We start from the raw sequence: 12,038 nt of genomic DNA on the forward strand, positions 1-12,038 counted from the left end.
GGGGTTCAACTTTGCGACGCGCGCGGCAGATACGACGTGCCGACAATTTCACCGAACGGCCCCGACAACGGACCCGACGTGCGCTCTTTCTGTTCACGCGGCAGCAGCGGAAAGACAAGCTCGGCGAACCGGTACGACTCTTCGAGATGCGGATAACCTGACAGGATGAAGGTGTCGATACCAAGCGCCGCGTACTCCTTCATCAAGCCCGCGACCTGCTCCGGATTACCCACTAATGCCGTGCCCGCACCGCCGCGCACGAGGCCTACGCCAGCCCACAAATGCGGATAGACCTCGAGCTTGTCACGCTGACCGCCGTGCAACGCCGCCATGCGCCGCTGGCCTTCCGAATCCATCTTTGCAAACGATGCCTGAGCGCGCTGGATGGTTTCATCGTCGAGCTTGCTGATGAGCTTGTCCGCGTCAGCCCACGCTTCCTGTTCTGTCTCACGCACGATCACATGCAGACGAATGCCGAACTTGATCTTGCGGCCCTTATCGGCTGCGCGGCGACGGATATCGGCGAGCTTCTTTTCAACTTCAGCGGGCGGTTCGCCCCAGGTCAGATAGGTATCGATATGATCAGCCGCAATCTCGTGCGCAGCCGGCGACGAGCCGCCGAACCACAGGGGCGGATGCGCCTTCTGCACGGGCGGATAAAGCACCTTGCCGCCCTTCGAGCTCAGGTGCTTGCCGTCGAAGTCGATCGTTCCGCCTTCATGCGACGACTCGAGCAGACCCCGCCAGATATGCAAGAATTCATCGGTAACTTCATAGCGGGTATTGTGATCATTGAACACGCCGTCGCCGGCCAGTTCGACCGGATCGCCACCCGTCACCACGTTGATCAGCAGGCGCCCGCCGGAGAGGCGGTCGAAGGTCGACGCCATGCGTGCGGACAACGCCGGCGAGGTCAGACCCGGGCGGATCGCGACGAGGAACTTGAGGCGTTTCGTGGCCGGAATCAGGCTGGATGCAACCACCCATGCGTCTTCGCAGGAACGACCTGTCGGCAGTAACACGCCTTCATAGCCGAGCGTATCGGCCGCCACCGCGATCTGGCGGAAGTAGTCGTAATCAGCGGCGCGCGCGCCTTGCGTCGTGCCGAGATAACGGCTGTCGCCGTGGGTCGGAATGAACCAGAAAACATTCATCGGGGGCTCCTGCCTTGCGGGTGTAAGTTCGAGTGTCGAGTGTCGAGTGTCGAGTGTCGAGTGTCGAGTGTCGAGTGTCGAGTGTCGGGTGTCGGGTGTCGTGTAGGAAGCGAGCGCAGACGCGACGAACAAAAGTGCGGCCCACGCTCGTGCGAAACCAGTCGCCCCTACCCGTTCAGATGATTCATCTTAGCGATGCCCACCTTGGGCATGAACGATTTATTTAAGCTAAGGTTCTCGCCAATTCTGCTTATGCGTCTCTAGCGATGCAGGAGCGCAATGCCCGACCTAAACGACGCTCCAGCGCGCATCTGTCACCGCGAGCTTCTTCGGAATCAGCTTGAGCTCGGTGAAGGTATCGGCGATTTGCTGCTGGTACGCAAGGGTCTCCGGCGTGATCGGCTGCACGCCATAGGCAGTCCGTTTCAATGCACGTTCAAGCGTTGGCTGATCCAGTCCGATCAGCGGCGACAGAAGCTTCGCGGCATCCGGCACGTTGTCGCGTCCCCACTGATCGACGTGGTCCAGTTCCTCCAGCAACGCATGAACAAGCTGCGGCTGGGCGGTCGCGAACTTACGTGTTGCAAGGTAGTACTGTGTGTTGCGCACCAGCCCGGTGCCGTCCGCAATCACGCGTGCGTTCGCCTGACGTTCGACGGCCGCGAGATACGGGTCCCAGATGACCCATGCGTCGACGCTGCCTTGCACGAACGCGGCGCGTGCATCCGCGGGAGCCAGATAGACCGGCTGGATGTCTGCATACGAAAGCCCGACTTTCTTCAGCGCGACGACCAGCAAATAGTGGACATTCGAACCCTTGTTTAACGCCACTTTCTTGCCACGCAGATGTTCTACTTTACGGATAGGAGAATCGTGCGGCACGACAATCGCCTCGCCTTGCGGCGCAGGCGGTTCGTTGCCGACATACACAAAGTCCACGCCCGCGGCCTGAGCGAAGATCGGCGGCGTTTCCCCTACCGTACCGGCATCGACTGCACCTGCGTTGAGCCCTTCCAGAAGTTGCGGTCCGGCTGGGAATTCGAGCCATTGCACGGTGACGCCTTGTGCTGCGAGCCGTTTGTCGAGCGTACCGCGCGCCTTCAGAACCACAAAGTTTCCATACTTCTGGTAACCAATGCGGAACGTTTTTCCCGACTCCTCCGCGCGTGCTGCGCGGCCCGCCAGTAGTGCTCCGGTGCCGGTCAGGATGCGGGTGGCTCCGGCGCTTAAGGCGGCCATTTTCAGCAATGCACGGCGGCGCGATGGAACCGCCAATTGCGGTGACGTTTCGTCTTTTGTTCGGTGATGGTCAGACATACTTTGCTCCTTAATATTCAAAGTCGGCCAGGACGTGGGTCTGTTACAAAACCATCACGATTCGGCATCCTTACTTTTTGTAGAGACTGCGCATCGAGCCGCTGGCCGCGAGACTGCCAAGCAGACGCCCTGCGCCCGGCGAAGTCCCAGACGAGCGCGCTGGCGGTATCAACAGGCTTGGGCAGCAGCTTCGCTTGATAGAACGTGTCGGCAATCGCCTGTTGCTCGCTGAAATTCTTCGCCACAACCGCGCGTACAGCGTAGGTGCGCCATGCGTTGGCGCGCTCGACCGTCGCCTGATCGAGACCCCACGCCGGGGCCAGGATCTTCGCCGCTTCCTGCGGATGCGCCTTGGTCCAGACGCCCGCTTCCACCAGTTGCTTGAACACGATATCGACGATCTGGGGGTGCGCTTGTGCAAAGGGCGTGGACGCGAGGTAATACCGCTGATACGACGCGAGGCCATCGCCGCGAATCAGAATGCGCGCGCCCGGATCTTGCTCGACAGAAGCCACGTAGGGGTCCCACACGAACCACGCGTCGACGTCGTTGCGTTCGAACGCTGCGCGCGCGTCGGCGGGTGCGAGGTAGCTGATCTTTACATCGGCGGGCGAGAGTTTGGCGCGAGCCAGCGCGGCGAGCAGCAAGTAGTGACTGCCGGCTGCCTTGGTCACCGCAATGCGCTTGCCCTTCAGGTCGGCGAGCGTGTGGACGGGCGCGTCGCGATGCACGATCACGGCTTGCGCCGAGGGCGACGACGTTTCCTGCGCGACGTAGACGAAGTTGGCGTTAGCCGCTTGCGCGAAGACGGGGACGGTGTCCGCCACGTCTGCGCTAAAGTCCACCGCGCCCGCATTCAGCGCTTCGGTGAGCGGCAGTCCGCTCGCAAACTCGCCCCATTCAATGCGCACATTAAGCGGCGCCACGGCGCGTTCCAGCGTGCCGCGCGCCTTCAGGATCGCGATCAGCGTGGATGATTTTTGAAAGCCGATTCGTAGCTTGACGGGGTCGCCCGAGGGCGTTTGCGCAGTGACGCTCACCGCGCTCAGTGCAGTCACGCTCAGCACCAGGCACGCGGCCAGACGGGTGAAGATTTTCATGGGGGCATCGCAGGCGTATTAGGCAGCCGACCATGCTAACAACGCGCGCGTTCAGCCTAAACGATCAATCGTGATATCGATTGCAGCGGAAATGCTGAACCGGCCGCGAGTCTCTTAGCGAGCGTCCGGGGCAGCGCGGCGCGGGCTTGAAATACCGGCGAGAATCCCGCATCTCATGATCCATTTATCCGGAGCACGATCATGGGAAGCCGTCCCCAATTCATCGATGATCTCTCACGCGGCCCCGCCGGCGCCGCGCTCTCCAGCCCGCTCGGCGACGAGGCACTGCTGGACGTTTACTCCCAGACTGTGATCAGCGCGCTCGAACGCGTGCAGCAAGCGGTCGCCTTCATTTCTGTCGAACGACGTTTGCCCGGCGACAAGAGCGGCCGTGGCGCTCATGGAGGTTCGGGCTCAGGATTCATCTTCACGCCCGATGGTTATCTGCTGACGAATAGCCACGTCGTGCATGGCGCCACGCAGATCCGCGTGACGCTCGCGGACGGTGCGAAGTTCGACGCCGATCTCGTCGGCGACGATCCGGACAGCGACCTCGCGGTGCTGCGCATTGGCTCAGCCGACGCGTTGCCGCACGTCGAGCTGGGTGAATCCGGCAAGTTGCGAGTCGGGCAGATCGCGATCGCCGTGGGGAATCCTCTCGGCCTCGCGCAGACGGTCACGACCGGTGTGGTCTCGGCGCTTGGACGGTCCCTGCGGTCGAACTCCGGACGCATGATCTACGACGTGATCCAGACCGATGCCGCGCTGAATCCCGGCAACTCGGGCGGCCCGCTGATCAACTCGGCGGGTCAGGTGATTGGTGTAAATACGGCGATCATTGCTGGCGCACAGGCGATCTCGTTCGCGACTGCAATCGATACTGCCAAGTGGGTCATCATGCAGCTCTTCGCACACGGGCGCGTGCGGCGTGCCTATATTGGCGTGGCTGGCACAACGATGCCGATCTCACGTCGCGTGCAGCGCTATTTCGAGCTTCCAGCGGCGAGCGGCGTGCACGTGATGGAGGTCGTAAAAGGAAGTCCGGCCGCGCTCGGCGGATTGCGTACTGACGACCGGATCGTGGCCATCGACACGCTCGCGGTAGATAGCGTGGATAGCTTGCAGCGCTCGCTGGATGCATCGCGTATCGACCGGGCGGTGAAGGTCACCGTGTTGCGCGGCACGCAAAAGCTGGAGCTGGATGTGACGCCGGTCGAACAAGCTGGATGAAACGACCGGCGTGATGTGACAGGCAGGCCGCTTCGTTGCGGCCCCTCGCCATGCTCGACAACCGGCACACTATTGCGTAGACACCGAAGCGCCCGAAGGCGCCCTGGCGCCGCCCATCGCGGTCAACTGCGAATAGACGTCGTGCGACAGATCGAGCAGCACCTTGCGGTCGATCGCGCCAGACACGGCGTAACCGAAATCGCCGTCGATCCAGTAAAACACGTTCACCGATCCATCCTGATACAGCTTGAACGCGGTCGTGTCCGAGCTGATCTTGCGATGCGATATGCACAGCGTAATACGCTCGCCCTTCGCGTCGTGATACATGAACTGCGCAACGGGGCCGTCGTCGCCGGGCAGCAAGCGGCCGCCCATCAACTCAAAGCCCGAGCGGGTCAGGATCGGCGGTCGGACGTCTGTACCCAGCCGGTTCGAGATCCACTGCACCAGTTCCTGCTCGCGATCCGCTCCCACTTCCACGGGCCGCATCACTTCCGGCGCGTACATCACATGCGCGATAGCTGACTGCCGTGCGAACGACTCGCCCACGTTATAGCTTGCACGTTGCACCGATCCCCCACCGCTTCCAGGCATGAAGGAGCCGCGGCCCATGGTCCCTGTCATGCCCGCCACGCCGATCCCGACGCCCAGCACAAGCGCCGCCGCCATGCCCGCGAACTGCGGCCAGTTGGCGGCAGCACGCCAGCGCTTCGGTTCCGGCGGCAGCAGACGCTGTGGCACGGGTTCGCTTAGCACGCGGTCATAGCGGTCATGGAACATGCTGTTCAGCGAGAAATAGTCGCTGACCTTGGCGGCCAGTGCTTCGTCGCGTTCAAGCAGGCGATCGATCTCCTCGCGGCGATGTTCCGCCAGCGATCCGTCGACATACGCGTGAATTTCGTCTTCACTGATGGGTGTTTGTTGGTCGCTCATCGCACCACCTGTAATTTAGCGCCCGGTTGCGCGCCGGCCATCAACGCGCGCAGTCTTTCACGTCCGCGCGAAAGGCGCGACATGACGGTCCCGATCGGGATTTCCAGCGCCTGCGCCACATCCGCATAGCTCATTTCTTCTAATCCCACCAGCAGCACGACCTGTCGCTGGTCCAGCGGCAAGCGCTGCAACGCGAAGTCCAGATCGCGCATTTCGAGCGACTGTGTTTGCGTGCCCGGCACGGCAAATTCTCGCTCGGAAATGTTCTCGTCATCGACGGAAACATGCACTGCCTTCACGCCCGCCCGGCGCGCCTGATTCGCGAACACGTTGTGCATGATCGTGAACAGCCACGCGCGCAGATCGGTGCCAGACTGAAACTTCTCGGTGTGCCGGAGCGCACGTTCAAGCGTGTCCTGAACCAGATCGTCCGCGAGATCGCGATTGTTGATCAGCGCTCGCGCATAGCGGCGCAGTCGCGGCACATGCTCCATTAACTCGTCACGGACGCCCATCGGCTTTCCTTCATTTTGTAAGCTTACGCAAACGTTCGATAAAACGCCGCTCTGATGATGGGCTAACACTGGGTCGTGGCGAATATTCCCGCTGTCAGCCTATTTTTTGCCGAGTGCGTGATTGGCCGTCGGCAGCTTGCTTGCAATTGCTTGATGCCTAACTGCCCGTCATCAAGTCGGCGGCCAGCATCAAGCCGCGGGTCTTTGCACGGCCCGCCAGCACGTAACGCTTGTCGCCCGCCGTCCATGCAAGCAAGCGGCTTGCGCCCACGCGACGCGCTTTCCATTGCGGTTGCGGATGCGCAAACAGACCCGGCGCCACAAGCAGCACAGCTGCCTCGCCACCTCGATTGCGGTAGACGAACTCTGTCGCCGAAGCGAAGGGCCCCACGGACATTTCCCGCCGGGCAATCGGATGGAAACCAACGCCGGACAGATCCGGGGCGCTTGCCAAACCCTTCACCGAGCTTTCATACTCGATCGCACCGGATGCCATTTCCTGGCCGGCCACGGCTTGTTCAAGCGCCATCACGGAGGCATTGTCGAGCGCTGAATCGGAAATGTCGAATGCAAAGATAGCCGCGGCGGCGAGTGCCAGCGTCGCGACCGCAGCGGTAAGCAGCGCGCGAAGGCCGCGTCTCGACAAACGCCGCGCAGGGGCGGCCGCTTGGAGCGCTTCTTCGTCATCAGCTTCGTGAAAAGCGTTCTGCATCTGCCAGTTCAGGCGACCGTAAAACGCTACGCGATCAGCCTCGTCAGGGCGGCTTTTTAAATACGTCTCTACGCTCGCCGCGCGCGTGGGATCGAGCATGCCGTCGGCGAATGCCTGGACGTCCGACTCCGAGAGCCGGGGTTCCGTTGGGGGTTTTGCGATGGGCATGATCTATCTGGCAATGTTTGACTGTTGGTACAAGGGCGAACACAAACCGCCGGGGTTTATTCCACACCGGGCGCAAAAAACCCCTACGCGCGTTAACACCCTCTCCCGCGTGTTATTCCGCCTCCTCCCAAATAAATTCTGATTCTTCTGAACATAAAAATAATCAAACTTGTTGGGAATATCCCGCACTCATTCCGGGTTCTCTCCATTGCAAGCTGCACACATTCACGCATACATTCAATCCAGCAGGAGCGAACCATGAAAACCCTCAGCGTCGTAGTACTGTTCCTCGCCACTATCGCCTCGGCACACGCTTTCGCTCAAACCAAAACCCGCGCCCAGGTCTTTCAGGAACTGATCCAGGCCCAGCAAGACGGTCGCGATTTTGTCACCGACACGTCCTACCCCGACGTCAACCCGATCTTCGCGCACCAACTCGAACAACAACAAGAAGCACGCCTGGCGCAAAACCAGACGACCAATGCCAACGCCGTAGCCAGTGCAACGGCTACCAACTCGTCCAGCGCAACGAACTAATACGTCGCGCCAAGTCAATCTTCGCAAGCCAGTTAAATAAATCGGTATCCTAACTTTATCCTTGAGGTCATCATGAAAAAATTACTTATCTCCGCTTTCGTTATCTCGTCGGCACTGGCCGCCCCTACCTTCGCTTTCGCACAAAGCAACGGCCCCGTCACCCGCGCCCAAGTCAGAGCCGAACTCACTCAACTGGAAAAAGCCGGTTACAACCCTGGCGGAGAAGACGTCAACTACCCGCAGGACATTCAGGCCGCCGAGCAACGCGTAGCTGAACAACAAGGCGTCGCGTCTTCATCGTATGGATCATCGGCCAACGGTGCGTCTGCATCCGGCATGCACACGCATACCGCACCGGATAACGCGACTCAATCGATCTACTTCGGCAATTGAGCCGCATGCACGGCAAGACGCCGGCGCGCGATGATGATGACTGGGCCCCTCGCCCCCTTCCGCGCGCTCGCCGTCTGCCGAAACCCGCTCCAGCCGATACACTTCATAGGCACGCGCGACCGTTTCCCCGTCGCGCCGTTCCTTCCGGAGACATCGACATGAAGCAGGCGCTCCATCATCTGAGCGTGCCCACACGCACCCGAGGACTGCACGAAATCACCCTCGACATCGATCGCTGGATCGATCTCCAAGGCATCCGGACCGGCCTGCTGACCGTGTTCCTGCGGCACACCTCGGCTTCCTTATTGATCCAGGAAAACGCCGACCCCGACGTCCGCAGCGATCTTGAACAGTTCTTCGAGACCATTGCTCCGGAAGCGCCCGGGCGTTATGTCCACGACGCGGAAGGCCCCGACGACATGCCCGCGCATTTGCGAACCGCGCTGACGCAAGTCCAGTTATCCATTCCCGTCGATGCCGGCCGGATGGTCTTGGGCACGTGGCAAGGCATTTATGTTTTCGAACACCGGCGTGCTCCGAGTAGACGTGAAGTCGTATTGCACCTTTTCGGCGAGTGATTTAATATACGCATCGCGTACATAAACCACTTCTGGAGCGCCCATCGTGCAAGCTCAACAGCAAACTCTCCTGCGCGATGCCATGCGCCGTCTGAACATGACTCGTGACGCTTTCGCGAGCCGGATTGGCGTATCGCGCCGCGCGCTGGACACATGGTTGCTCCCGGACGAATCGGCGGAATCGCGGGCCATGCCCGAGATCGCGAGCCGCTACGTAATGGAACTGATGGAGAGAATTCCGTCCGGCGACGAATATACACAACGCGTACACTCCCCCTCCATTCTTCACGAAGGCCGGCCGCATCTGCTGTCGGTCGATCAGTTCTCCCGTGACTCGGTGGAAGCGCTGTTCCAGGTCGCCGACACGATGCAACCCATCGCACGCCGCCAGAAGATCACGCGCGTGCTCGAAGGCGCGGTGCTTGCCAATCTGTTTTTTGAAGCCAGCACCCGTACCCGTGTCAGCTTCGGCGCGGCATTTTGCCGGCTGGGCGGCTCAGTGTGCGATACGACCGGCTTCACGTTTTCGTCGATGGCAAAAGGTGAGTCTATCTACGACACCAGCCGCGTGATCAGCGGTTACGCCGATGCACTCGTCGTGCGCCATCCGGAGAAAGGCTCGGTAGCGGAGTTTGTGCGCGCGACCAACGTGCCGGTGATCAATGCCGGCGACGGCCCCGGCGAACATCCCAGTCAGGCATTGCTCGACCTCTACACCATCCAGCGCGAATTCTCACGCGTGGGGAAGATTGTCGACGGTTCGCATATAGCAATGGTGGGCGACCTTAAATACGGCCGCACGGTCCATTCGCTGGCCAAGCTGCTCGCGTTGTACCGGGGGCTGAAGTTCACGCTGATCTCGCCTGCGTCGCTGGAGATGCCCGCCTCCATCCTCGACCAGATCAATCGCGGCGATCATGTGGTCGAGCAGACCAACGACTTGCAGTCGGGGTTGAAGGGCGCAGACGTGGTGTATGCAACGCGCATCCAGAAAGAGCGTTTTGCCGATGAATCCATCGAAGGTTACACGCCTGATTTCCAGATCAACCAAGCGCTTGTGGAGAGTGTGTGCGGACCCGATACGCTGATCATGCATCCTCTGCCGCGTGATGGGCGGCCCGGTGCCAATGACTTGAGCACCGACCTCAACCACGATCCAAGGCTCGCTATCTTTCGGCAGACAGACAATGGCATTCCGGTGCGCATGGCGATTTTTGCAGTGCTATTAGGCGTAGAACGCCAGGTCCAACATTCCATGCGCGACGCCGCGTGGAAGTCACCGGCTTACATCGGACCTGACGACGCGGTATTCCACGGCATCGATTAAGCGATCTATACAGCGCCGCCAGCAATATTAACGCGGCGTTTACACACAAAAAGATACGCTGCAAGTGATCCCGAATACAGGAGCTTGCAGCGTAATGAACCTTGTCCTTGAAAGAATTGTCGGCCCGGCTACATCGAAGAAATCATTCGATCAGGAAGCCCTCTCAACGCCCTGCGTGTCCCGCGTCCATCTTTCAGCTGTCCTGCACAGCAGGCAGGATGAGGCCGCCCGCGAGCGCATCAGGCGACTGTTCCACTCGCCGCTGGGCGTATATGTCAGCCAGGCATCGCGCGATCACGACGACCTCCGATTAGTCTTCGACGTGGCAATGGAAGACCTCGACTTCACGGTGCGCACGCTGCATCAGGTGCTGCCCGAGGCAGTGATCGAAGCCGTGCGTCCGCGGGTGTTTACGCATCGCCGCGAGCACTGATCCACGGCGTCAACGCCCGATCGCTCATGCTTGCGCCAACGAGAAATCAACGGCGGCGCGAGCGTGAAGCGCGGTGGTGTCGAGCAGCGGCACGGGGCTGTCGGCTTCGTTCACCAGCAGCATGATCTCGGTGCATCCCAGCACGATTGCTTCCGCGCCCCGCGCCGCCAGTCCGTGAAGGACATCGCGATACAGCTTGCGTGAATCGTCGTTGACGATCCCGAGACACAGCTCGCGATAGATGATGTCGTGAATCACCGCTTGCTCGGCGGGCTCGGGCAGAAGCGTCGAGATGCCATGCCGCTCCTGCAGCCGGTCGCGGAAAAAACTCTCACGCATCGAAAACGCCGTGCCGATAAAACCGACCTTGCGTATGCCGCGCTTTCGCGCCTCGATCCCCGTCGGATCGACGATATGAAGGAACGGCACGGACACCGCTGCGGCAATTTGCGGCGCGACGAGATGCATGGTGTTCGTGCAGAGCACGATGCAATGCGCGCCGCCCGCTTCAAGATGACGCGCGGCGTCGGCCAGCCGGATGCCCGCGATGTTCCATTGTCCGTCGCGTTGAAGCTGTTCGATCGGCGCGAAATTCACGCTATGCAGCAGGACTTGCGCGGAGTTCAGGCCGCCAAGCCGCGTACGCACGTCGCGGTTGATCAGCCGATAATATTCAGTGGTCGACTCCCAGCTCATCCCGCCGATCATGCCAATAGTTCGCATGCTGTTCATGGTGCCCGTCCTGCAAATCAGATTGATCGAAGCAACATAGTGCAGCGAACCGCGATGGCGGGCTAGGGCAAATTTTTGAGAAGGGGTCGCCCGATCTATTTCGAACGCGCAACCGCGCAGGTATGGTCCTGCAACTCCTCCGACGACGCGAAGTCGCCTGTATCTCGTTGCACGTGATCGTTGAGAAGAAAGAATGCTGGCTTGCCGTCAGGCGCCGCGGTTCCCGCGAGCAGCAAGGTCTGGTCTGCCATGATCTGGCCTTCTCTGGCCACGTCGGGGGCAAGGAGTTTGAACGGATCAATGGAGGCAAGATCGGCGTCATCGATACGCCGAATGCGGTATGCGTGCCCCCGCAGCAGCGTAGGGAACGGAGTCCATTTAGTGCCGATCTTCGGGCCTTGCTCACGCAGTGCGCGAACCACATCTGGAGCAAGACAATCAATATGGATATGCAACTGGTTTTGCGTGCGCCCGCTGGTCGAGTTGATCGCTAGCGAAAGTTCGTCGCGTGGAAGGTCCTGACCTAACTTCGATTCAACAAAACGTCGTGCTTCCCACGCTGCGCGCCAATAGTTCGGCGAGCCCGGCAGCAGCAGATCGGGGCTTTCAACACCGCCGATGCGAGCGGTTGGAATCAACAAATACTGGGCAATGCCGTTAATATCTTTCAGGACCGCAAAGCCGCCAGACGGATCGACATCGGCACATTTCTGCGGGACATCCGCGCCGCGCGCGGCGGGCTCGCAGGAGTTGTGGACGATCTGCCATAACGCGTCGGGGTTGCCTGCGTGAGCCAGGGAGACACCGAGCGCGGCAACGGTGAGCGAAGCTAAGCGAACGAGAAGCCGGACTTGGCGCATAGGGTAAGCAGTCGACACGAAAGCCTGCATCGTAACAAGACCTCATGAC

General features: G+C 60.6%; 14 protein-coding genes. 6 read left to right on the forward strand and 8 right to left on the reverse strand.

The annotated features are described in order from the left end of the window. Positions 1–5 precede the first annotated feature (5 nt). From ssuD to SBC1_RS33035, 3 genes are all read right to left on the reverse strand, one after another. Positions 6–1,154: an FMNH2-dependent alkanesulfonate monooxygenase gene (ssuD, locus tag SBC1_RS33025; RefSeq protein WP_165104517.1), complete on the reverse strand. Its 1,149-nt coding sequence runs from the start codon at positions 1,152–1,154 to the stop codon at positions 6–8. A 288-nt stretch (positions 1,155–1,442) separates the two neighbouring features. Then, positions 1,443–2,471, reverse strand: coding sequence for a sulfonate ABC transporter substrate-binding protein (locus SBC1_RS33030; protein ID WP_165104518.1), 1,029 nt, complete (start codon positions 2,469–2,471; stop codon positions 1,443–1,445). 17 nt (positions 2,472–2,488) lie between these two features. Continuing rightward, positions 2,489–3,571, reverse strand: coding sequence for an aliphatic sulfonate ABC transporter substrate-binding protein (locus SBC1_RS33035; RefSeq protein WP_165104519.1), 1,083 nt, complete (start codon positions 3,569–3,571; stop codon positions 2,489–2,491). A gap of 201 nt (positions 3,572–3,772) precedes the next feature. On the opposite strand from SBC1_RS33035, the gene SBC1_RS33040 reads away from it, so the two are divergent. Beyond that, positions 3,773–4,801, forward strand: coding sequence for a S1C family serine protease (locus SBC1_RS33040; protein ID WP_165104520.1), 1,029 nt, complete (start codon positions 3,773–3,775; stop codon positions 4,799–4,801). 69 nt (positions 4,802–4,870) lie between these two features. On the opposite strand, the gene SBC1_RS33045 is transcribed toward SBC1_RS33040, so the two are convergent. The 3 genes from SBC1_RS33045 to SBC1_RS33055 all read right to left on the reverse strand — a co-directional run bounded on the left by SBC1_RS33045 (position 4,871) and on the right by SBC1_RS33055 (position 7,129). Further along, complete coding sequence (locus SBC1_RS33045) at positions 4,871–5,734, reverse strand: anti-sigma factor (protein WP_165104521.1); 864 nt, start codon at positions 5,732–5,734, stop codon at positions 4,871–4,873. Next, positions 5,731–6,249 carry an RNA polymerase sigma factor gene (locus tag SBC1_RS33050; protein WP_165104522.1) on the reverse strand — a complete coding sequence of 173 codons (519 nt, stop codon included), beginning with the start codon at positions 6,247–6,249 and terminating at the stop codon, positions 5,731–5,733. The genes SBC1_RS33045 and SBC1_RS33050 overlap by 4 nt, the downstream gene beginning before the upstream one ends. Before the next feature lie 157 nt (positions 6,250–6,406). Further along, positions 6,407–7,129, reverse strand: a complete 723-nt coding sequence (locus SBC1_RS33055; RefSeq protein WP_165104523.1) for an anti-sigma factor — start codon at positions 7,127–7,129, stop codon at positions 6,407–6,409. Positions 7,130–7,387: 258 nt separating this feature from the next. Between SBC1_RS33055 and SBC1_RS33060 the strand changes: the two genes are divergently transcribed. From SBC1_RS33060 to SBC1_RS33080, 5 genes are all read left to right on the forward strand, one after another. Continuing rightward, a complete protein-coding gene (locus SBC1_RS33060; RefSeq protein WP_165104524.1) occupies positions 7,388–7,666 on the forward strand; it encodes a DUF4148 domain-containing protein in 279 nt (92 codons plus the stop codon). A gap of 72 nt (positions 7,667–7,738) precedes the next feature. After that, a complete protein-coding gene (locus tag SBC1_RS33065) occupies positions 7,739–8,059 on the forward strand; it encodes a DUF4148 domain-containing protein (RefSeq protein ID WP_165104525.1) in 321 nt (106 codons plus the stop codon). Between the two features lie 158 nt (positions 8,060–8,217). After that, a complete protein-coding gene (locus tag SBC1_RS33070) occupies positions 8,218–8,637 on the forward strand; it encodes a secondary thiamine-phosphate synthase enzyme YjbQ (protein ID WP_165104526.1) in 420 nt (139 codons plus the stop codon). Positions 8,638–8,719: 82 nt separating this feature from the next. After that, positions 8,720–9,964 (forward strand): aspartate carbamoyltransferase, encoded by a 1,245-nt coding sequence (locus SBC1_RS33075; protein ID WP_241202385.1) that lies wholly within the window; start codon positions 8,720–8,722, stop codon positions 9,962–9,964. Between the two features lie 94 nt (positions 9,965–10,058). Continuing rightward, positions 10,059–10,397, forward strand: coding sequence for a hypothetical protein (locus SBC1_RS33080; protein WP_165104528.1), 339 nt, complete (start codon positions 10,059–10,061; stop codon positions 10,395–10,397). A gap of 24 nt (positions 10,398–10,421) precedes the next feature. Here SBC1_RS33080 and SBC1_RS33085 read toward each other — a convergent pair whose 3' ends face one another. Beyond that, complete coding sequence (locus SBC1_RS33085; RefSeq protein ID WP_165104935.1) at positions 10,422–11,120, reverse strand: aspartate/glutamate racemase family protein; 699 nt, start codon at positions 11,118–11,120, stop codon at positions 10,422–10,424. Positions 11,121–11,224: 104 nt separating this feature from the next. Then, positions 11,225–12,007, reverse strand: a complete 783-nt coding sequence (locus tag SBC1_RS33090; protein WP_241202313.1) for a CDP-diacylglycerol diphosphatase — start codon at positions 12,005–12,007, stop codon at positions 11,225–11,227. Positions 12,008–12,038 lie beyond the last annotated feature (31 nt).

This window comes from Caballeronia sp. SBC1 (assembly GCF_011493005.1).
Taxonomy (GTDB): Bacteria; Pseudomonadota; Gammaproteobacteria; order Burkholderiales; family Burkholderiaceae; genus Caballeronia.

Bases quoted from the DNA above. Each gene is read 5' to 3' on its own strand.
- ssuD (WP_165104517.1), bottom strand. From the start codon at position 1,154: ATGAATGTTTTCTGGTTCATTCCGACCCACGGCGACAGCCGTTATCTC.
- SBC1_RS33030 (WP_165104518.1), bottom strand. From the start codon at position 2,471: ATGTCTGACCATCACCGAACAAAAGACGAAACGTCACCGCAATTGGCG.
- SBC1_RS33035 (WP_165104519.1), bottom strand. From the start codon at position 3,571: ATGAAAATCTTCACCCGTCTGGCCGCGTGCCTGGTGCTGAGCGTGACT.
- SBC1_RS33040 (WP_165104520.1), top strand. From the start codon at position 3,773: ATGGGAAGCCGTCCCCAATTCATCGATGATCTCTCACGCGGCCCCGCC.
- SBC1_RS33045 (WP_165104521.1), bottom strand. From the start codon at position 5,734: ATGAGCGACCAACAAACACCCATCAGTGAAGACGAAATTCACGCGTAT.
- SBC1_RS33050 (WP_165104522.1), bottom strand. From the start codon at position 6,249: ATGGGCGTCCGTGACGAGTTAATGGAGCATGTGCCGCGACTGCGCCGC.
- SBC1_RS33055 (WP_165104523.1), bottom strand. From the start codon at position 7,129: ATGCCCATCGCAAAACCCCCAACGGAACCCCGGCTCTCGGAGTCGGAC.
- SBC1_RS33060 (WP_165104524.1), top strand. From the start codon at position 7,388: ATGAAAACCCTCAGCGTCGTAGTACTGTTCCTCGCCACTATCGCCTCG.
- SBC1_RS33065 (WP_165104525.1), top strand. From the start codon at position 7,739: ATGAAAAAATTACTTATCTCCGCTTTCGTTATCTCGTCGGCACTGGCC.
- SBC1_RS33070 (WP_165104526.1), top strand. From the start codon at position 8,218: ATGAAGCAGGCGCTCCATCATCTGAGCGTGCCCACACGCACCCGAGGA.
- SBC1_RS33075 (WP_241202385.1), top strand. From the start codon at position 8,720: ATGCGCCGTCTGAACATGACTCGTGACGCTTTCGCGAGCCGGATTGGC.
- SBC1_RS33080 (WP_165104528.1), top strand. From the start codon at position 10,059: ATGAACCTTGTCCTTGAAAGAATTGTCGGCCCGGCTACATCGAAGAAA.
- SBC1_RS33085 (WP_165104935.1), bottom strand. From the start codon at position 11,120: ATGCGAACTATTGGCATGATCGGCGGGATGAGCTGGGAGTCGACCACT.